General features: G+C 65.7%; 19 protein-coding genes. 10 read left to right on the top strand and 9 right to left on the bottom strand.

The genetic code is table 11. The annotated features are described in order from the left end of the window. Positions 1 to 92: 92 nt before the first annotated feature. The 7 genes from Sj15T_RS04615 to Sj15T_RS04585 all read right to left on the bottom strand — a co-directional run bounded on the left by Sj15T_RS04615 (position 93) and on the right by Sj15T_RS04585 (position 6,839). Positions 93 to 1,544 (bottom strand): cobyric acid synthase, encoded by a 1,452-nt coding sequence (locus Sj15T_RS04615; RefSeq protein WP_013040084.1) that lies wholly within the window; start codon positions 1,542 to 1,544, stop codon positions 93 to 95. 46 nt (positions 1,545 to 1,590) lie between these two features. Beyond that, positions 1,591 to 1,815, bottom strand: a complete 225-nt coding sequence (locus Sj15T_RS04610) for a hypothetical protein (RefSeq protein ID WP_013040083.1) — start codon at positions 1,813 to 1,815, stop codon at positions 1,591 to 1,593. 25 nt (positions 1,816 to 1,840) lie between these two features. Beyond that, on the bottom strand, positions 1,841 to 3,100 hold the full coding sequence (locus Sj15T_RS04605) for an N-succinylarginine dihydrolase (protein WP_013040082.1): 1,260 nt from the start codon (positions 3,098 to 3,100) through the stop codon (positions 1,841 to 1,843). After that, a complete protein-coding gene (locus tag Sj15T_RS04600; protein ID WP_013040081.1) occupies positions 3,097 to 4,116 on the bottom strand; it encodes an arginine N-succinyltransferase in 1,020 nt (339 codons plus the stop codon). The genes Sj15T_RS04605 and Sj15T_RS04600 overlap by 4 nt, the downstream gene beginning before the upstream one ends. After that, a complete protein-coding gene (locus tag Sj15T_RS04595) occupies positions 4,113 to 5,336 on the bottom strand; it encodes a hydrolase (protein ID WP_013040080.1) in 1,224 nt (407 codons plus the stop codon). The genes Sj15T_RS04600 and Sj15T_RS04595 overlap by 4 nt, the downstream gene beginning before the upstream one ends. Before the next feature lie 73 nt (positions 5,337 to 5,409). Then, on the bottom strand, positions 5,410 to 6,309 hold the full coding sequence (locus Sj15T_RS04590; protein WP_007685746.1) for a DUF481 domain-containing protein: 900 nt from the start codon (positions 6,307 to 6,309) through the stop codon (positions 5,410 to 5,412). Between the two features lie 44 nt (positions 6,310 to 6,353). Beyond that, complete coding sequence (locus Sj15T_RS04585) at positions 6,354 to 6,839, bottom strand: RNA pyrophosphohydrolase (protein WP_025771997.1); 486 nt, start codon at positions 6,837 to 6,839, stop codon at positions 6,354 to 6,356. Positions 6,840 to 7,031: 192 nt separating this feature from the next. On the opposite strand from Sj15T_RS04585, the gene Sj15T_RS04580 reads away from it, so the two are divergent. Together Sj15T_RS04580 and Sj15T_RS04575 are read left to right on the top strand one after the other, a co-directional pair. Further along, entirely contained in the window at positions 7,032 to 8,438 is a 1,407-nt protein-coding gene (locus tag Sj15T_RS04580; protein ID WP_049775150.1) for a deoxyribodipyrimidine photo-lyase, read from the top strand. 4 nt (positions 8,439 to 8,442) lie between these two features. Beyond that, positions 8,443 to 9,708: a cyclopropane-fatty-acyl-phospholipid synthase family protein gene (locus tag Sj15T_RS04575; protein WP_013040078.1), complete on the top strand. Its 1,266-nt coding sequence runs from the start codon at positions 8,443 to 8,445 to the stop codon at positions 9,706 to 9,708. A 223-nt stretch (positions 9,709 to 9,931) separates the two neighbouring features. Here Sj15T_RS04575 and Sj15T_RS04570 read toward each other — a convergent pair whose 3' ends face one another. Next, on the bottom strand, positions 9,932 to 10,642 hold the full coding sequence (locus Sj15T_RS04570) for an SDR family NAD(P)-dependent oxidoreductase (protein ID WP_013040077.1): 711 nt from the start codon (positions 10,640 to 10,642) through the stop codon (positions 9,932 to 9,934). A gap of 81 nt (positions 10,643 to 10,723) precedes the next feature. Continuing rightward, complete coding sequence (gene purF / locus Sj15T_RS04565; RefSeq protein ID WP_007685751.1) at positions 10,724 to 12,184, bottom strand: amidophosphoribosyltransferase; 1,461 nt, start codon at positions 12,182 to 12,184, stop codon at positions 10,724 to 10,726. 200 nt (positions 12,185 to 12,384) lie between these two features. Between purF and ccmC the strand changes: the two genes are divergently transcribed. The 8 genes from ccmC to Sj15T_RS04525 all read left to right on the top strand — a co-directional run bounded on the left by ccmC (position 12,385) and on the right by Sj15T_RS04525 (position 19,282). Then, positions 12,385 to 13,107, top strand: a complete 723-nt coding sequence (gene ccmC, locus Sj15T_RS04560; protein ID WP_013040074.1) for a heme ABC transporter permease CcmC — start codon at positions 12,385 to 12,387, stop codon at positions 13,105 to 13,107. Positions 13,108 to 13,111: 4 nt separating this feature from the next. Continuing rightward, positions 13,112 to 13,252: a hypothetical protein gene (locus tag Sj15T_RS04555; protein ID WP_013040073.1), complete on the top strand. Its 141-nt coding sequence runs from the start codon at positions 13,112 to 13,114 to the stop codon at positions 13,250 to 13,252. Further along, complete coding sequence (gene ccmE, locus Sj15T_RS04550; RefSeq protein ID WP_013040072.1) at positions 13,249 to 13,695, top strand: cytochrome c maturation protein CcmE; 447 nt, start codon at positions 13,249 to 13,251, stop codon at positions 13,693 to 13,695. The genes Sj15T_RS04555 and ccmE overlap by 4 nt, the downstream gene beginning before the upstream one ends. 12 nt (positions 13,696 to 13,707) lie before the next feature. Continuing rightward, positions 13,708 to 15,648, top strand: coding sequence for a heme lyase CcmF/NrfE family subunit (locus tag Sj15T_RS04545; protein ID WP_013040071.1), 1,941 nt, complete (start codon positions 13,708 to 13,710; stop codon positions 15,646 to 15,648). After that, positions 15,645 to 16,172 (top strand): redoxin family protein, encoded by a 528-nt coding sequence (locus Sj15T_RS04540; RefSeq protein ID WP_013040070.1) that lies wholly within the window; start codon positions 15,645 to 15,647, stop codon positions 16,170 to 16,172. Before Sj15T_RS04545 ends, Sj15T_RS04540 begins: the two co-directional genes overlap by 4 nt. Next, a complete protein-coding gene (locus Sj15T_RS04535) occupies positions 16,169 to 16,579 on the top strand; it encodes a cytochrome c-type biogenesis protein (RefSeq protein WP_007685764.1) in 411 nt (136 codons plus the stop codon). Before Sj15T_RS04540 ends, Sj15T_RS04535 begins: the two co-directional genes overlap by 4 nt. Then, the gene (locus Sj15T_RS04530; RefSeq protein ID WP_013040069.1) at positions 16,576 to 17,211 is read left to right on the top strand and encodes a cytochrome c biosynthesis protein; all 636 of its coding nucleotides are present in this window, start codon (positions 16,576 to 16,578) and stop codon (positions 17,209 to 17,211) included. Before Sj15T_RS04535 ends, Sj15T_RS04530 begins: the two co-directional genes overlap by 4 nt. Before the next feature lie 142 nt (positions 17,212 to 17,353). Beyond that, positions 17,354 to 19,282 (top strand): potassium transporter Kup, encoded by a 1,929-nt coding sequence (locus Sj15T_RS04525; RefSeq protein ID WP_007685768.1) that lies wholly within the window; start codon positions 17,354 to 17,356, stop codon positions 19,280 to 19,282. Positions 19,283 to 19,323 lie beyond the last annotated feature (41 nt).

Here is a 19,323-nt window from a genome sequence, read left to right as displayed (position 1 = left end):
TATCCCGCTGATTTTCGGTAAATATAACCAACAGCATAGAGGTGCGCATACGCCCGTCCGACGGCGCCGCTTGTCGGCCCGGCCCAGCCGCGTCAGGCAGCGGCGATCCGGATCAGCCCATCCATGTCGACATGATCCTCCAATTGCATCGCGATCTGGTCCAGCGCGTCATCCACCGAAGCCTGATAGTCGCCCGACGTCGCTTCATGCCCCAGCCGCGCCAGAAGGGCGGCGCGCAGCGTGGTGCTGGCGAACAGGCCGTGGACATAGGTTCCCATCACCATGCCGTCCCTGCTCGATGCGCCATCCGGACGGCCGCCCTCCAACAATGCGAAGGGGCGCGAGCAGTCCGGACCGTCCGTCCGGCCGACATGCATTTCATAGCCCGAAAAGGGCTGTCCAAACGCCGTTCCGCCGGTCCTTTCCAACGTCTTGGCCGATGTCAGCCGTGTTTCGACATCCAGCAGGCCAAGCCCCTCGACACCGCCCGGCGGCCCCTCCATCCCGTCTGGATCGTCTATCCTGCGGCCCAGCATCTGGTATCCGCCGCATATGCCCAATATCGGCCGCCCGCGCCGGTGATGGGCGCGAATGTCGATGTCCCATCCCTGATCGCGCAGCGCCTGCAGGTCCGCGATGGTCGCCTTGGAACCCGGCAGGATGATGAGCGCGGCCTCCGCGGGAATGGGCTGGCCCGGCGGCACCATCATGACCTCCACTCCCGGCTCCAGCTTCAGCGGGTCCAGATCGTCGAAATTGGCGATCCGGGGCAGGATGGGGCAGGCGATCAGCAGCTTTTCGCCCGGGCCGCCCCGCCTGCGTTCCAGCACCACGGCATCCTCGCTGGGCAGGCGGCTGGCCTGACCGAGCCAGGGGATCACGCCAAAGCCCCTCCAGCCCGTCAATCGCTCGATATGGCGATAGCCGTCCTCGAACAGGGCGGGATCGCCCCGGAACTTGTTGATCAGGAAGCCCTGGATCATCGCCGCGTCGGCCGGGTCGATCACCGCCTTCGTCCCGGCGACGGCCGCGATCACGCCGCCCCGGTCGATGTCGCCCACCAATATCACCGGCACGCCGGCGGCCCGCGCAAAGCCCATATTGGCGATGTCGCCTGCCCGCAGATTGACCTCGGCCGGCGATCCCGCGCCCTCCACCACCACGATGTCGCATTGGCCCTGCAACCGGCGGTAGCTGGCCAGCACCGCCTCCAGCAATTCGCCCCGCGCCGAGCGGAAATTGCTGCTGCCGAGCTTGCCCCGCACCTGGCCATGGACGACAAGCTGCGACGTGCGGTCGGCCTGCGGCTTCAGCAGGACAGGGTTCATGTCCGTATGCGGCTCGACGCCCGCCGCAATCGCCTGCAGCGCCTGCGCCCGCCCGATCTCTCCGCCGTCGGCGGTGACGGCGGCATTGTTGGACATATTCTGCGGCTTGAACGGGCGGACGCTATATCCCCGGCGGACCAGGGCGCGGCAAATCCCGGCCACCAGCAGGGATTTGCCTACGTCCGATCCCGTTCCCTGAAGCATGATGGCAGCCATGACGCGCTCCTGCATGGCGCGCCGGGCCGACACAAGTGTTATCGGCTTAGAAGTTGAAGGCGCTGCGCCGCATCTCCACGGCGTCCAGGATCATGCCGCCCGCGATGAAGACGCTGCCCGTGCAGACCAGCGCCAGCAAATGGCCGCCGGTGCCGGGATATTGGTGCATGTAGACGATGCCGCGCTCGGTCGCGCCAAGCGCCAGGGCGTAGATCACCAAAAACGCCTCGAACTTCGTCTTGATGGTGAAGAGGCGCCTGATCCGTTCCATCGAGTCCCATCCGGCTTGACTGCCGTCAGGGAATCAAATCGCCCGAAAGCTGCAAATGGTCAACAAGCGTTAACCATGATTGTTCGATGCGGGCGATCAGACGGGTGTCGGCCAGATCGTCCGGCGCTATGGCTTCGGGCCAATAATTTCGGACGATGTCGGCAATGCCGTCCAGCTTCGCCTCGTCAACCAGGAAGCGCGGATCGATATTGGCCGGATCGGCCACCACGCGCAGCCGCAGGCAGGCGGGACCGCCGCCATTGGCCATGGACTGGCGCACATCGACCGGAACCAGCTTCCGGATCGGGCCGTTGCCCGCGACCATCTTTTCCAGCCACGACCATATGTCGGGCATGTCCCGCGCCTCTGTCGGCAGGACCAGCGCCATAATGCCATCCGGCAAGGTCACGAGCTGGGCGTTGAAGATATAGCTGCGGATCGCGTCGGACAGGCTGATGGCGCTGGCGGGAACCTCGACGATCTCCACCGACGGCAGCCTGGCGCGCAGATCGGCGTAGAAGCGCTCCTTGTCGGCAAAGGCCTGTTCATGGGTGAAAAGCACGCGCTCATTGGCGACGGCGACCACGTCATTGTGGAAGGCGCCTGCTGCGATCGCTTCCTCCGACTGCATGACGAACAGCGTGCGATCCGGGTCAAGCCGGTGCAGCCGGGCGACGGCCTTGCTCGCCTCGACATGCTGGCGGGCGGGGAAGGGGCCGCCCGACTGGCCGTAGACGAACACCTCGACGCCCGCCTCGCCATGATGATCGCACAGGCGCATATGATTGGCCGCGCCCTCATCGCCAAAGGGGGCGGGAATGGGGCCATGCACGGCAAAGGCGGTGCGGTCGGAAAAGGCGAGGCGCAATTGGGCGAGCGTCTGCGGCCATTCATGGCTGCGATGCGCCATGGTGACGAGATTGGCGACCGTCAGATGCGTGCGCCTGTCCGCCGTGTCGGGCGCGGGCGAGACGGTCGCTGCATTGGCCGCCCACATGGAGGAGGCCGACATGGCCGCCGCGCGGATATGCGCCTCCGCATTGCCGACATCGGTGCCGAGCGCCGCCAGCCACGTGCCGTCGGGCCGCCATTGGGGCAGGAACAGCCCCTGCGCCAGTCCCAGGCGCAGGTTGGACCGCATCTTCTCGATCCCCTGCAACGCTGCCGCCCTGGGATTGGATATGGCGCCCGCATTGCGCGCCGACGCTAGATTGCCCAGGCTGAGGCCCGCATAATTGTGGCTGGGGCCGATCAGGCCGTCGAAATTGATCTCCCTCGCGGTCATGCCCGTTCCGCCATGGTGAATGTCTGTCCCGGCTCCAGCCCCAGTAATTGCGCCGAGGCCCGGTCGAGCGAGACGCCGCCATCCTCCCGCTCGATCGCAAAGGCATAGGTGCAGCGGAAATCGGCGAGCCGCCCGGTGGTCACCAGCATCTTGTCTCCGCCCTTCTCGTGCACGGCGGTCAGCACCGCGTCGGACGCATGGGCGATGGTGCGCAGCGCATCGATCTGCCCCACCATCGTCGGGCCGCCGTCGAATATGTCGACATAGCCGGGATTGGTGAAGCCCTCCGTCTCCAGCATGCGCATCGCGGCGCGGCCATTGGGATGGGGCATGCCGATGACGCTGCGGGCGCTGTCGGTCAGCATGGCGGTGTAGATCGGCGTCTTGGGCATCAGGTCGGCGATGAACTGGTTGCCGTTCACCGCATTGAACTCGTCCGCTTCCTGAAAGCTCATGCCGAAGAAGCGTCCGGCAAGGCCGTCCCAGAAGGGGGAACCGCCCGCCTCGTCGATCACGCCGCGCAGTTCCGCGATAATCCGCTCCCCGAAGCGGGCGCGATGGTTGCGGATGTAGAGATAGCGGCTGCGCGCCAGCAGCAGGCCCAGCCCCTCCGCGCGCTCGCGGGGATGCAGGAACAGGCCGCCGACTTCCGTCGACCCCTCCAGATCGGTGACCAGCGAGAGCATCTCCGCCCGGAAGGTGCGCGAAAGCTCCCGGCTATGCTGGGTGAGAACGCCCAGCCGATAGGAATAGAAGGGCCAGTTTTGCCCGACCTTGCTGAAAATCTGGCAGGTGCCGCGAACCTGACCCGTCTGGGCGTTTTCCAGCACCATGACGATCAGTTCGTCCTCGACCCCTTCGCCTTGCCGGGCCAGCGCCTGCTCCGTCCGCTCCAGCTTGGCGGCCAGCGACTTCCGGTCCGGCGGCAGGTTGGTGAACCCGCCCCCGGTCAGCTTCGCCATTTCATAAAGGGTCTGCAAATCGCCGGCGCGCGCGGTGCGCATGAAGAAACTCACGCCTTCATCCCCTTCGTGAAACGCCCTTCGGCCATGCGGAGCAGCGCCAGGGCCGACAATTGCGCCCGTTCGGCCAGGCTGTCGACGACCAGATATTCCAGATCGCTGTGGATATTGCCGCCGCGCACGCCCATTGTGTCGACCACGGGCACGCCGCAGGCCGCGATGTTGTTGCCGTCGCACACCCCGCCGGTATCCCGCCAGGCGATGGAAAGGCCCAGATCCGCGCCGCATTGCCGCACGAACCCGAACAACGCTTCCGCCCGCGCATCCATCGGCTTGGGCGGGCGGCCGAAGCCGCCATGCCGGTGGAGCGTCACCTCATGCTCCTGCGCGACCCGCGCCATGGCGTCCTTCAGCAGTTCGTCCGCCGCCTGCTCGTCGGCGGGGGTCTTCGGGCGGAAATTGACGTGGAGGACGGCGTGATCCGGCACGACATTATTGGGGCCGCCGCCCTCGATCCGCGAAGGATTGCAGGAAAAGCCGCCGCCGCTCGCCGCCTTCAGCCGCAGCGCGAGGTCCGCCGCCGCCAGCAGCGCGTTGCGGCCGTCCTGCGGATTGCGCCCGGCATGCGCGCTCCGTCCGGTGACGATGACGGCGAAATTGCCGCTGCCGGCGCGGGCGCCCGCCAGCGTGCCGTCGGGCAGCGCCGGTTCATAGGTGAAGGCCGCGATCTTGCCCGTCGCGACTTGCCTGAACAGCGCCGCGGAGGAGGGGCTGCCGACCTCCTCATCGCTGTTGATGATGACGTCATAGCCCAGCCGCCTTGCGTTCGGTGCGGTTTCCAGGGCGCGCAGGGCCGCCAGCATGACGGCCAGCCCGCCCTTCATGTCCGCGACGCCCGGTCCGTTCAGCGTTGCCGGATCGATCCATCGCAGCGCCTGAAAGCCGTGGTCGGCCGGGAAGACCGTATCCATATGGCCGGTGAGCAGGATCTGCACCGGAGCCTCCGGCCTGACCGATAGGCGCAGGTGGCTGCCATGCGCGACCATTGCCAGACGCCCGTCCGGCCGGACCGTCTTGACCGGCGCGGGATCGACAAGGGACATCGCGCCCGGCAGGCCGGCAAAGGCGTCCGCAAGCATGGCGGCCATGGCGGCAAGACCGGGAAGATTGCGCGACCCGCTGTTCACCGCCGCCCATTTTTCAGTCTGGGCGAGCATGGGCGCGTCTGCGGCGCTTTCCATGACGCTCCGTTCGAACGACGAAATGCCTCTCATTCTGGCGACCCTATCAGAGCGGAAGGCGCGCCTCCACCCCCGGCTCCTAAAGTCGCCATTATGAGCTTACGGCCTAGAAATCATAGGTGAGGGTCAGGCGGCTCATCGTGTCGGAGTCGCGTGCCGACAGCAGCGTTTCCGATTCATACTGCACATTGTAGGAAAAGGCCGCCGACCAGCGCGTCCCCACCTTCGTCACCAGCGAGGTCAACGAATTCAGCGTATAGACGTCGCTTTCCGCATAGCCGGAGGCGGTTTGCCTGAAGGTCAGCGCGGGGGTCAGCCGCCAGGCAAGGTCCATGGACGCGCGGGCGCCCAATTTGGTCTCCTGCTCGCCGGTCACATATTCGGCATGGCGGATCGAAGGACCGGCATCCAGCGAGAGGTCGACCGGATCGCTGACGATCAGCTTGTAACCGATGCCGGCCGAGGCGGTGTAGCGCGCGTCATAGCCGATCGACGTATCCCGCTCGAACTGCGTCAGCCCATAGGCGAAGCCCCTGGGATCGAATTCGTAGCGCGGCTCATAGCTGGCGGTGTAGCGCTCGCGCGAGGTCACGCCGTTGGCGCGCCGGTAATCGACGCTGGCGGCCAGCTTGTGCGACCATTGGATGCCGCTGCGCTTGACCGCGGCGCTGGCGCTGATGCCGATTTCGCTGGTCGAGCCGGTGGAGCGGAACCCGCCGGCTTCGATCTTGCCGGTCCACAATTCCGTGAAGCGCGCTTCGCGGATCACGGTTTCCCGCGTGGTCCTGGTCCGTTCCTTCCAACTGTTGACCATGCGCTGGATCTCGTCGGCGGACCCGGGATTGGTCTGCTTGGCGATCTTGGCGACGGTCGCGATCTCGGTCTCATTGCCGTTGGCGATGGCCGCTTCCAGCATTTCGCGCACCGATGGCGGCAGGAGCACGGGATAATCGGCAAGCGCCGGGGTGGAGAGGAAGAAGGAAACAAGGGCCAGCCAGTAACGCATGCGCCTTCTCATACCGGCATGGCGGTCGATTTTAACCCTTGTTTTCAGATCAAATCCCTGAATTCCTGGAGAATATCCCGATACAGCTTGCGCTTGAACGGCACGATCAGGTCAGGCAGGCTTTCCGGATCGGTCCATTTCCATTCGCGGAATTCCGGGTGCGTGGTCTGGATGTCGATGTCCTCGTCCGCCCCCAGAAAGCGCGCGAGGAACCAATATTGCCGCTGGCCGCGATATTTGCCGCCCCACAGCTTGCCGATCAGTTCCGGCGGCAGGTCGTAGAAATGCTCTTCCCGCGCCTTGGCGATGATCTCCACATGCTCGCGAAGGATGCCGGTTTCCTCGTTCAGTTCGCGCAGGGCGGCGGCCTTCATGTCTTCGCCGTCGTCAATGCCCCCCTGCGGCATCTGCCAGGCTTCGACCGCATTGTCGATCCGCTGGCCGACGAAAACCTTGCCCTCCATGTTGACGAGCATGATGCCCACGCATGGCCGGTAGGCGAGTTCTGAATCATTCGGCATCGACGCCATCATAGTCCCTGGTCGTTAATCCCGACAAGCCGGCCGGAGGCTACCGGCTCGTCGCTTTGTGCAGTGCAAGAATAAGCGGCGCGGAGCCGCGCGTCCATGGCGGAAAAATCCGGACGCGGCGATTTGTGCTCCGCATCGCTTCAAATGGGCGGGGACTTGGAACATCGGTCGGCCCATGGCATGCCCGGTCGCATGTCGGACCCCGTACTCCTCTGGTTTCGCCAGGATCTGCGCCTTGCCGATCAGGCCGCGCTGGGCGCCGCCGTGCAGGAAGGGCCGGTGATCCCCCTCTATGTGCTGGACGATCAGGCGCCGCGCCAATGGAAGATGGGCGGGGCCTCGCGCTGGTGGCTGCACCACAGCCTCAGGAGCCTGGACGACGATCTTCGGAAGAAGGGATCGCGCCTGGTGCTGAGGCAGGGAAACTGCGTCGACCAGATCGTCCAGATCGCCGAGGAAACGGGCGCGAGGCGCGTTCACGCGCTGCATCATTACGAACCCTGGTGGCGCAATGCGGAAAAGGCGCTTGGCAAGAGGCTGGACCTTTGCCTGCATGACGGCGCGTTGTTGCTGCCGCCCGGCGCGGTGCGGACGGGCGGAGGAAACAGCTATAGGATCTACACGCCCTTCGCCCGCGCCGTTATGGATCATATGCCGCCGGCCGAGCCGGTCCGCGCCCCTTCGCGCATCGACGCGCCGGGGCAATGGCCGAAGGGCGATTCGCTGGATCGGTGGGGGCTTTTGCCGACCGCGCCGGATTGGGCGGCGGCCTTTTCCCGCGACTGGACTCCGGGGGAGGCGGGGGCTCGGGCCAACGTCGCCGCCTTTCTGGACGAGGCGGCCGACTATGACAGGGCCAGGAACCTGCCGTCGCGGGAGGGAAGCTCTCGCCTGTCGCCGCACCTTCATTTCGGGGAGGTTTCCCCGGCCCAGGTCTGGCGCCAGGTCGCCGGAGCGCCCGGCAACGCGACGACCTTCCTCAAGGAACTGATCTGGCGCGACTATGCCCATACGCAGATATGGGCCATGCCTGCCTATGGATCGGAAAATGCGCGGCCGGCCTTCGACGCCATGCCCTGGCGCGACCTTCGCGAGGCAGGGGTCGATTTCACGGCGTGGAAGACCGGGCGCACGGGCTATCCCATCGTCGATGCCGGCATGCGGCAGCTCTGGACGACGGGCTGGATGCACAATCGGGTGCGCATGATCGCGGCCAGCTTCCTGATCAAGCATCTGCTGATCGATTGGCGGCATGGGGCGCGCTGGTTCTGGGATACGCTGGTCGATGCGAGCTACGCCAATAACAGCGTCAACTGGCAATGGGTCGCGGGCAGCGGCGTGGATGCCAATATCTTCTCGCGGATCATGGCGCCCCTGACCCAGTCGGAAAAGTTCGAGGCCGCCGACTATATCCGGAAATGGGTGCCGGAACTGGCGCATCTGAACGACGACGTCATCCACGACCCCGAAGCGCACGACGCGCGCCCGGCCGATTATCCGGCCAAGTGCATCGACCATCGGGAAGGTCGGGAACGGGCTCTCGCCGCGTGGCGCCGGATAAGCCATGATTGCGGCGCGATAAACCATCGGGCAGGATGACGGCATGAACGTCATTGAACCCCGTCGCGGCCGGGCGGCAGTGCCGGTCAGGCGGCCGCTGGATCGCCCCAATCGCGGCTGGCCGGATCGCGTCGCCGCCCGGCAGTTCCATATATTGCTCGACCGCATCGACCTGGGACTGGAGCGAGGGTCTTTGCTCGCCATCCTGCCGGATGGCGGGCGCCGCTTGCTGGGCGGTCGGGCGGCGGGGCCGGAATGCGAGGTTCATCTGCTGCGCTGGCGGGCGCTGCTTCGGTTGATCGCGGGGGGATCGGCGGGCTGGTATCGGGCCTGGGCGCGGGGGGAGTGGACCAGTCCCGATCCGGTTCCGCTGTTCGCCCTCTTCATGGCCAATGCCGCCAGCCTGGGCAATGTCGCCCGGCCGCACGGCCCGACGCGCTGGATCGGCCGGGCGATCCATTGGGCGCGCCGCAACAGCCGCAGCGGTTCGCGGCGCAACATCGCCTATCATTACGATCTGGGAAATGATTTCTATCAACTATGGCTCGACAAGGGCATGCATTATTCCAGCGGCCTGTTCCGCGACCCCGACGACCGGATCGAAAGCCTGGAGCGGGCGCAGCAGCGGAAGGTCGACGCCATTCTCGACCGGCTCGACCTTGGCGAGGGCGATTCGCTGCTGGAGATCGGCTGCGGCTGGGGCGGATTGGCCGAACAGGCGATGGCCCGCTGCCCGATACGCTATGACGGGCTGACCCTCTCGGTCGAGCAGGCGCATTACGCCCGTGACCGGCTGGGATCGGGCGCGAACATAATCCTGCAGGATTATCGCGACGCCCAGGGGCAATATGACGCCATCGCCAGCGTGGAGATGGTGGAGGCGGTGGGAGAACGCTACTGGCCGGCCTATGTCGAGGCGATCGAGCGCCTGCTCAAACCGGGCGGGCGGGCGGCGATCCAATATATATTGATCGATGACGCCATCTTCGAAGGCTATGCCCAGGGGACGGATTTCATCCAGACCTATATCTTCCCCGGAGGCATGCTGATTTCGGAAAGCCGCTTTCGGGCGCTAGCCGAAGCGAGGGGCCTGGAATGGCGCGATGTGCGCCGCTTCGGCCTGCACTATGCCGAAACGCTGCGGCGTTGGCGGGAGCGCTTCGACCGGGTGGTCGACAAAGGATTGCTGCCAGCCGGTTTCGATCAACATTTCGTCGATCTCTGGCGCTATTATCTGATGTATTGCGAAGGCGGGTTTCGCGGCGGCACGATTGATGTGGCGCAGGTTACGCTGGTGAAGCCGGCTTAGCGCAGGAGGAATTCGGTTTGGCCAGTGGCCGCAGCGGGTGGTTAGCGGACATCCCCCCTCCCGCAAGCGGGAGGGGGTTAGGGGGTGGGCTGGCGCGACATCAGCGTTGTTTTGCAACGGCCAAGTCAGAAGCTCGCTCCGCTCGCGCCCACCCCTAACCCCTCCCGTTTACGGGAGGGGAATGCTTGGATGGCCAACTCCAGTCCTGTCCAAGGCTTGGCCTCTAATCGATTCGCGCCCGGTATCCGTCAGGCGTGTCGGCAATCACCAGATCGAGGATCGCCCGGCCCACGACAGCCGGCTCCTTGAGCGTCGCCGGGTCTTCCCCCGGAAAGGCCCGCGCGCGCATGGCGGTGCGCGTCGCGCCGGGATCGACGATATGGGTGCGGATGGCGGAGATGTTCTTCACTTCCTCGCCATAGGCGCCGACCAGCGTTTCCAGCGCCGCCTTGGAAGCGCCATAAGCGCCCCAATAAGCCCGCGGCTGCGCGCCGACCGAGGAGGTGATCGCCACCACCCGCGCATCGCCGCTCGCCCGCAGCATGCCGTCGAACGCGGCGATCAGAGCCTGCGGCGCGGCCACGTTGAGCGTCAGCAACCGGGCGAATTCCTTGGCGTCGATGGCCGGAACCGAGGCCAGGCTGCCCAGCGTCGCCGCGTTCAGCACCAATATGTCCAGCGCCTGCCAGCGGCCCGAAATGGCATGGGCCAGCCGCCCGATGCTTTCGCCGTCGATCAGGTCCAGCGGCGCGATAGTCGCATGGCCGCCAGCCTCATGAATGCGATCCTCCACTTCTTCCAGCCCGCCGGTGGTGCGGGCGGTCAGGATGACATGGGCGCCAGCGGCCGCCAGCGCTTCCGCCGTGGCGGCGCCGATGCCGCGGCTCGCTCCGGTGACGAGGGCGAGCTTACCGGAAAGAGGTTCAGTCGACATGAATATCCCTCATGGGGTCAGGAAGGAACGAGCCCGAGGCCGCAAGGCGTCGGGCCGTCCGACTGGCAACAGGAAAGGCGTTCAGACCACCCGCTCGGCCAGCAGTTCGAGCTGGTTCTGCACCACCGCTTCGTCCTGGTCGGTCAGCGTGGTGGGGTAGTCGCCGGTGAAGCAGGCGTCGCAATATTGCGGCCGGATGTCGGCCCGCTTCGCCTCTCCCAACGCCTTGTACAGGCCGTCGATGGAGATGAAGGACAGGCTGTCGGCATGGATGAAGTCCTGCATCCCGCCAATGTCCAGCCGATGCGCCAGCAGCTTGGTCCGTTCCGGCGTGTCGACGCCGTAGAAGCAGCTATGCCGGGTCGGCGGGCTGGCGATGCGCATATGCACTTCCTTGGCGCCCGCTTCGCGCATCATCTGCACGATCTTGAGGGAAGTCGTGCCGCGGACGATGGAATCGTCGATCAGGACGATGCGCTTGCCCTCTATCAGGGCGCGATTGGCGTTATGCTTCAGCTTCACCCCCAGATGGCGGACCTTGTCGCCCGGCTGGATGAAGGTGCGGCCGATATAGTGCGAGCGGATGATGCCCAGTTCGAAGGGAATGCCCGATTGCTGGGCATAGCCGATGGCTGCCGGAACGCCGCTGTCGGGCACGGGAATGACGAAGTCCGCCTCGACCGGGTTTTCGATGGCGAGTTGCGCGCCGATGGCCTTGCGCACCGAATAGACGCTGGAGCCGTCGACCACCGAATCGGGACGGCTGAAATAGACATGTTCGAAGATGCAGGGGCGGGCGTGCGTCTCGCCGAAGGGGCGGTGGCTGCGCACTTCGCCGTCATGGGTGACGATGACCAGTTCGCCCGGCTCTATCGAACGAACATGTTCCGCGCCGACCACGTCGAAGGCGACGGTTTCCGACGCGAAGATGATCGAATCGCCCAGCTTGCCCATCACCAGCGGCCGGATGCCCAGCGGATCGCGGCAGGCGACCATGCCTTCGGGCGTCATGACGATCAGCGAATAGGCGCCCTCGACCTGCTTCAGCGCGTCGATGAACTTGTCGAGCAGGGTGCGGTAGGTGGACGTGGCGACCAGGTGGATGATGACTTCGGTGTCCGACGTCGACTGGAAGATGGAACCGCGGCGGATCAGTTCCCGGCGCAGCTTCATCGCGTTGGAGATGTTGCCGTTATGCGCGACGGCGAAACCGCCCGAACTCAGTTCCGCATAAAGCGGCTGGACATTGCGCAGCGATGTCTCGCCCGTGGTGGAATAGCGGACATGGCCGCAGGCGGCGGTGCCGGGAAGGCCCCGAATCACCTCGTCGCGGTCGAAATTCCCGGCCACATGTCCCATCGCCCGGTGGGTGTGGAAGTCATGGCCGTCCCAACTGGTGATGCCCGCGGCTTCCTGGCCGCGATGCTGGAGCGCGTGAAGGCCAAGGGCCACCATGGCGGAGGCGGTTTCAGCGTTGAAGACGCCGAAAATGCCGCATTCCTCACGCAGTTTGTCGTCGTCGAACGGGTTGGTCGTAAACATGGGTTTTTGATGGTCCACTGCCGATCCTGTCCGCACCCAACGGGGCGGCTTTTGCGCGCATATAGTGCCTCGGGGAAGATTTGTCGCCTGCCCGTCACAAAAAAGGGACATGGCGCTGACCAGCCGCTGTTTTCCGGCGACCAAATTGGGAAAAAGGCCTACTGGCCTTGAGCCATTGGGAAGGCTAATAGCCTCTTCTCATGCATCGTTTCGCCAATCCCGCACGCTTCCTCAAATTTGCCCGGCCGTTGACCGCCTGGTTGTTCTGGCCGGGGTTGATCCTGCTGCTCGCCGGCGCGGGCTGCGGCCTGTTCGTGACGCCGGCGGATTATCTTCAGGGCGATACGGTGCGCATCCTCTACATCCACGTGCCCGCCGCCTGGCTGGGCATGGGGGGATGGACCGGCATCGCCCTGGCCGCCCTCATGCAGCTTGTCTGGCGCCATCCGCTGGCCGCCGTCGCGGGACGGGCCGTCGCCATGCCCGGCGCTTTCTTCACGGCGATCTGCCTCATCACCGGATCGATCTGGGGACGCCCGACCTGGGGAACCTGGTGGGAATGGGACGGGCGCATGACATCCATGCTGGTCCTGTTCTTCCTCTATCTGGGCTACATCGCGCTCGCCAATGCCAGCGCGCGCCAGGGTAATGGCGGGGTCAGCCCCGTGACCGCCATTTTCGGGCTGGTCGGCGCGATCAACATCCCGATCATCAACCGCTCCGTCCTGTGGTGGAACAGCCTGCATCAGGGGCCCAGCATCACGCTGCGCGGGTCGAGCATCGATGCGGCGCTGCTTTGGCCGCTGGGTTTCACGCTGGTCGGATTTACCTTGCTTTTCGCCGCGATCGTGCTGATGCGCATGCGCGCCATATTAGCGCGGAACAAGATCGAAGCGCGCATGCAAAGGCTGGCGCGGGGGTGAGGACATGAACCAGTGGGCTTTCGTCATCGGCGCCTATGCGCTGACCTTCCTGGGCACCGGCCTCATCAGCCTGTTCAGTTGGCGCGCGATGCGCAGCGCTGAAAGCAGGGCATCGGCGGACGCGACATCGGCGGATCGGGCATGAAGGCGAAGCATCAAAGGCTGATCCTGGCCGTGGCGGCCCTGGCCGCGCTGATCGGCGCGGGATTGCTGGCCGCGTCCGCGCTGAAGGACGAGGCGGCTTATTTCTACGCGCCCAATGACGTGAAGGCCAAGGGCGTCGAGCCGGGCAAGGCGATCCGGCTGGGCGGCATGGTGGTCAAGGGCAGCCTGAAGCGCGCCGACGACGGCGTCACGGTCCGTTTCGACGTCACCGACGGCAAGGCGACCGTTCCGGCGAACTTCAAGGGCATCACGCCCGACCTGTTCCGCGAAGGCTCCGGCGTCGTCGCGGAGGGGGCCTTCGACGCCGCGGGCACCTTCCAGGCGACCAATTTGCTGGCCAAGCATGACGAGCGCTACATGCCGCGCGAGTTGGAGGGCATGCAATATGACGAGAAAAGCCGCAAGATGAAGGCCGATCGGTGAAGCGGGGCGCGCATGATCGCTGAAGCGGGCTTGGCCGCATTATGGCTCGCCGCGTCGCTGGCGTTACTTCAATTGGCCTTGGCGGCGATTGGGCTGGCGGGGGGCAAGAGCGAACTGCTCGGCGCCGTGCGGCCTGTCGCGGTGGCGCAAGGGGTGCTGACGGCGGCGGCCTTCGCGCTGCTGATCGCGCTGTTCCTGCGATCCGACATGTCGGTCCTGCTGGTCGCCGCCAACAGCCACTCCATGAAGCCCTGGCTCTACAAATTCGCCGGAACCTGGGGCAATCATGAGGGGTCGATGTTGCTTTGGGTCACCGTCATGGGCGTGGCGGGGACCGCCGTCGCCCTGTTCGAAAGGGCCTTGCGGCGCGAGACGCATATGGCGACCCTTGGGGGGCAGGCGGCGATCAGCCTCGGCTTCTATGCCTTCCTGCTTTTCGCTTCCAACCCCTTTGCGCGGATCGATCCTCCGGCGGCGGACGGGCAGGGGCTTAACCCGCTGTTGCAGGATCCCGGTCTCGCCTTCCACCCGCCGACGCTTTACCTCGGCTATGTCGGCCTGTCCGTCGCCTTTTCCTTTGCCGTGGGCGCGCTGCTGACCCGGCAGGTCGACGCGGCCTTTGCCCGCGCCATGCGGCCCTGGGTATTGGGGGCGTGGATATTGCTGACGCTCGGCATCACGGCGGGCAGCTATTGGGCCTATTATGAACTGGGCTGGGGCGGCTGGTGGTTCTGGGATCCGGTGGAAAACGCCTCGCTCATGCCCTGGCTGGCGGCGACGGCGCTGCTGCACAGCGTGACGGTGCTGGCGACCCGCGACGCCCTACGCGCCTGGACGGTGATGCTGGCGGTGGTCGCCTTCTCCATGTCGATGGTCGGCACTTTCCTCGTCCGGTCGGGCATCCTGACCAGCGTCCATGCCTTTGCCGTCGATCCGGAGCGAGGAACCTTCATCCTGGCGTTGCTCGGCATCTATATCGGCGGGGCGCTGGCGCTGTTCGGCTGGCGGGTGGGCGCGGTCCGCGAAGGCGCGCCGTTCGAACTGGTCAGCCGGGAAACCATGCTGGTCGTCAACAACCTGCTGCTGTCCGTGATATTGGGCCTGGTGCTGATCGGCACGCTCTATCCGCTGTTGACCGAAGCGTTCGGGCACAAGGTGTCGGTAGGCGCCCCTTATTTCGACCGCATCGCCGGACCCATTGCGCTGGCATTGATGATCGTCATGGTCCTGGGGCCGCTCACCCGCTGGCGGCGCGACCGGATGCGGGAGGTGGCCCGGCGCGTGGCTGTCCCGGCGGTCGTGGCGGGATTGGTCTTTCTTGCCCTGGCGGCATTGGCCTGGGGACGGATCGGCATATTGCCCTTCCTTGGGCTGGTGATCGCCCTGGCGGTCGCGGTGGGGAGCGTGGCGCCCCTCTGGAAGCGCAACCTGCGCCGGACGCCCCTCTTCACCTGGGGCATGGTGATCGCCCATCTGGGCTGCGCGGTCAGCCTGGCGGGCATGGCCTGCGATTCGGCCTTCACGGTGGAGAAGCTGGTGGCCGCCCGCCCCGGCGACACGATGGAGACGGCGGGCTGGACGCTTCGATTCAAGCAGATCCTGCCGATGGCGGGCGATAACTGGACCGCGCTCCAGGCCGACATGGAAGCCAGCCGGGATGGCGGCGAGCCGGTCCTGATCCATCCGCAGTCGCGCTTCTTCGCTTCTCCGCCGACCACGACGACGGAGGCCGCCCTGCTGACGCGCTGGAACGGCCAGCTTTACGTGGTGCTGGGGCAGGAAGCGGATGAAGGCCGATGGCAGCTCCGCATCTGGTGGAAGCCCTTTGTGACGCTGATCTGGCTGGGCGGCTTCCTGATCGCCCTGGGCGGCGCGCTGGCGCTGGTCGGGCGCGAACGGCGCGGATGGCTGCTCAAATGGCGGGCGCGCAGGGCCTTGGAGGCCGCTGCATGAGGAAGATGCTGATCTGGCTGCCTTTGGCGCTGTTCCTCGGCTTTTTCGGGCTGTTCGCGAGCGGGCTGCTGCGCCCGGACGACCGGATCATCAGTTCGAAGCTGGTCGGCAAGCCGCTGCCCGCCTTCGCCCTGCCCGCCGCCGCGAGCGACCGGCCGCCGCTGGCAAGCTCGCAACTGGCGACCGGCAAGCCGCGCCTGCTCAACATCTTCGCAAGCTGGTGCGTGCCCTGCGCGGCGGAGGCGCCGCAATTGCTGGCGCTCAAGCAGGCCGGGGTGGAGATCGACGCCATCGCCATCCGCGATGCCCGGCCCGACGTCGACGCCTTCCTCCAGCGATACGGCAATCCCTATTCCCGCATCGGCCTGGATGCGCGGAGCGAGGTGCAGATCGCCATGGGTTCTTCGGGCGTGCCGGAAAGCTTCATCATCGATGGAAAGGGCCGCATCGCCTATCAGCATGTGGGCGACATTCGCGAGGATGACGTGCCGATGATCCTCGACCGGCTGAGGAAAGCGCAATGAGGATGTTGGTCGCTCTGCTGGCGCTGGCGCTGAGCGCGCCCGTCCTTGCGCAATCCGCTTTGCCGCCTGCGCCCTATGCCGACCGCCAGATAGCGGACCCGGCGCTGGAGAAGAAGGCGCGCGCGCTGATGGAAACGATCCGCTGCCTCACCTGCCAGAGCCAGTCGATCGCCGACAGCAATGCCAGCATGGCCGGCGACATGCGATCCCAGATTCGCGAGCGCATCATGGCGGGGGAGGAGCCTGAGCATATCCGCGCCTGGTTGATCGAGCGCTATGGCGATTGGGTCAGCTATGAACCGACCGCCGAACCGATCCTCTGGCCGCTCTGGGCCGCGCCGCTGATCCTGCTGGGGTTGGGCCTGCTGCTGCTGCGCGGACGGATCAAGCGGAGGAGGCGGGCATGACCGGCTGGATCATCGCCGGCGGCTTGCTGGTCCTGGTGAGCATGGCGCTTGTCCTTGTCGGCCGGGTGCCGAGGTCGGCCTGGGAAATCACCGCCGCCGCGCTGTTGCTGGGCCTGGCCGGCTATGCCTGGCAGGGCCGGCCCGGACTGGCCGGCTCGCCCCGGCAGGCTGCGGACAAGGGCGGCGCGGCGTTCGACGAGAAACTGGCCGAACAGCGCCGGGGCCTTGCCGAACGCTATGGCCAGGCGGGCCAGTGGCTGATGCTGTCGGACGGCCTGGGCCGACAGGGGAAGACGAAGGAGGCGGCGAACGTCCTGCTTTCAGGCCTTCGCAAGACGCCCGACGATCCCAATCTGTGGCTCGGCTTCGGCAATGCGCTGGTCGCGCATGCGGGCGGCGTGCTGTCTCCCGCCGCCGATTTCGCCTATCGCCGGTCGATGGCCATCGATCCCGAAGGTCCGGCGCCGCGCTATTTCTACGGGCTGGCGCTCGCCCGCGCGGGGCAGCTCAAGGAGGCCCGCGCCCTCTGGGCGCCGCTGGCGGCCAGCGCCCCCGAAGGAAGCGAGGTCAAGAAGGAACTCGAAGCCAATATTGCGCGTATCGACGCCATGCTCGGGGCTGAAGGCCGATAGGCCGTCGAAGCCGCAGCACCATCATTGCCACCACCCTGGAGCCGTGATAGGGCGCGGCGGTTTGCGGGGGCTTATGGAATGACAAGACGGGCCGCTTCCCCGTTCGGGTGTCCAAAGATCATGACAATTCGGCATTTTCTTCATGGCTGACGAGATCACCGGCGGCGCCGCGCGCGCCGATGACGAAGGCGTCCATGATCACGGCCATGCCGGACAGAAGGCGACGGTGAAGCTGGTCGTCGGCGCGATCGGCATCGTCTTCGGCGACATCGGCACCAGCCCGCTCTACGCGTTCCGCGAAACCTTCGCCGGGCACCACCATCTGGAACTCGACCCCGACCATATATTGGGCGTCATCAGCCTGATGTTCTGGTCGATGATGCTGGTGGTGACGCTGAAATATGTCACGGTCATCATGCGCGCCGACAACAAGGGGGAGGGAGGCAGCCTGGCCCTGCTCGCCCTGATCAACGGCCAGACCAAGACGCAGCGATGGTCGCGCGGCATCGTCCTGCTCGGCGTGTTCGCGACGTCCCTTTTCTACGGCGACTCGATGATCACGCCCGCCGTTTCGGTGCTGTCGGCGGTCGAGGGGCTAGCCGTCTACAACAGCAGCCTTGCACCCCTGATCCTGCCGGCGGCGGTCCTCATCCTGCTCGGCCTGTTCTGGATACAGGGATTGGGGACGAACCGGGTCGCGTCGCTGTTCGGCCCGATCATGCTGTTCTATTTCCTGACCATCGCGGTTCTGGGCATCATCAGCATCGTCAAGACGCCGGGCATCCTGCACGCCTTCAACCCCTATTGGGCGGTCATGTTCTTCGTCACCGACCCGCTGCCCGCCTTCCTCGCCCTGGGCGCGGTGGTGCTGGCGGTGACGGGCGCGGAAGCGCTCTATGCCGATATGGGGCATTTCGGGCGCAGCCCGATCCGCGTGTCCTGGCTGGCCTTCGTCCTGCCCGCGTTGATGATGAACTATATGGGGCAGGGCGCTCTACTGTTTCGGGAGGGCGCCGCCGCCCTTCACAGCCCCTTTTACTATCTGGCGCCGCAATGGGCGCAATTGCCGCTGGTGGGCCTGGCGACGCTGGCCGCGATCATCGCCAGCCAGGCGGTGATCTCCGGCGCTTTTTCCGTCACGCAACAGGCGATCCAGCTCGGTTTCATGCCCCGCCTGCGGATCGCGCATACCAGCGCGTCGACGGCCGGCCAGATCTACATCCCCCTCATCAACTGGGGGCTGATGGTCATGGTGATCCTGCTGGTGCTGGTGTTCCAGACATCCTCGAACCTCACCGCCGCCTATGGCATCGCCGTCACCGGCGCGATGTTCATCGACAATGTGCTGCTGACGGTGCTGCTCTACCGGCTGTGGAAATGGCGCTGGTATTATTCGGCGCCGCTATTGTCGGTGCTGTTCCTGGTGGACGGCGCCTATCTGGCCGCCAATTTCACGAAGGTGCCCGACGGCGGCTGGTTCCCGCTGCTGATCGGTTTCGTGATCTTCACGCTCCTCACCACCTGGTCGCGCGGGCGCCGGCTGGTTCAGGACCGGCTGCGCGAAGCGGCCATGCCGATTCCCGTCTTCGTCGCCTCTGCCGCGAACAGCGCAGTCCGCGTGCCCGGCACGGCGGTCTTCATGACCTCCACTCCCGATGGCGTTCCCCATGCGCTGCTGCATAATCTCAAGCACAACAAGGTGCTGCATGAGCGCGTCATCCTGTTGACCGTCAAGATCAAGGACGTTCCCGTGGTGGAAGATGACGGGCGTTGCAAGCTGGAGGATCTGGGCCGCGGATTCTTCCGGCTCGTCCTGCAATATGGCTTCATGCAGGAGCCGGACGTTCCCGCCGCGCTCAAGAACGTCACCGGCTGCGGTCAGGCGTTCAGGATGATGGACACCAGCTTCTTCCTTGCCCGGCAGACGCTGCTGCCGTCGGCCAAGCCGGGGATGCCGCTATGGCGCGAGAAGATTTTTGCCTGGATGCTGCGCAACGCGGAAAGCGCGATGGAATTCTTCCGGCTGCCGACCAACCGCGTGGTCGAACTGGGCAGCCAGGTCGAGATCTGACCCACGAAAAAAGGCGCGGCAGAACTGCCGCGCCCCATTTT

This window comes from Sphingobium sp. TA15 (genome assembly GCF_037101235.1).
Classification (GTDB): Bacteria; Pseudomonadota; Alphaproteobacteria; order Sphingomonadales; family Sphingomonadaceae; genus Sphingobium; species Sphingobium indicum.
Note: the sequence above shows the minus strand (reverse complement) of the source record. Positions and strands in the feature narration are given on the sequence as shown.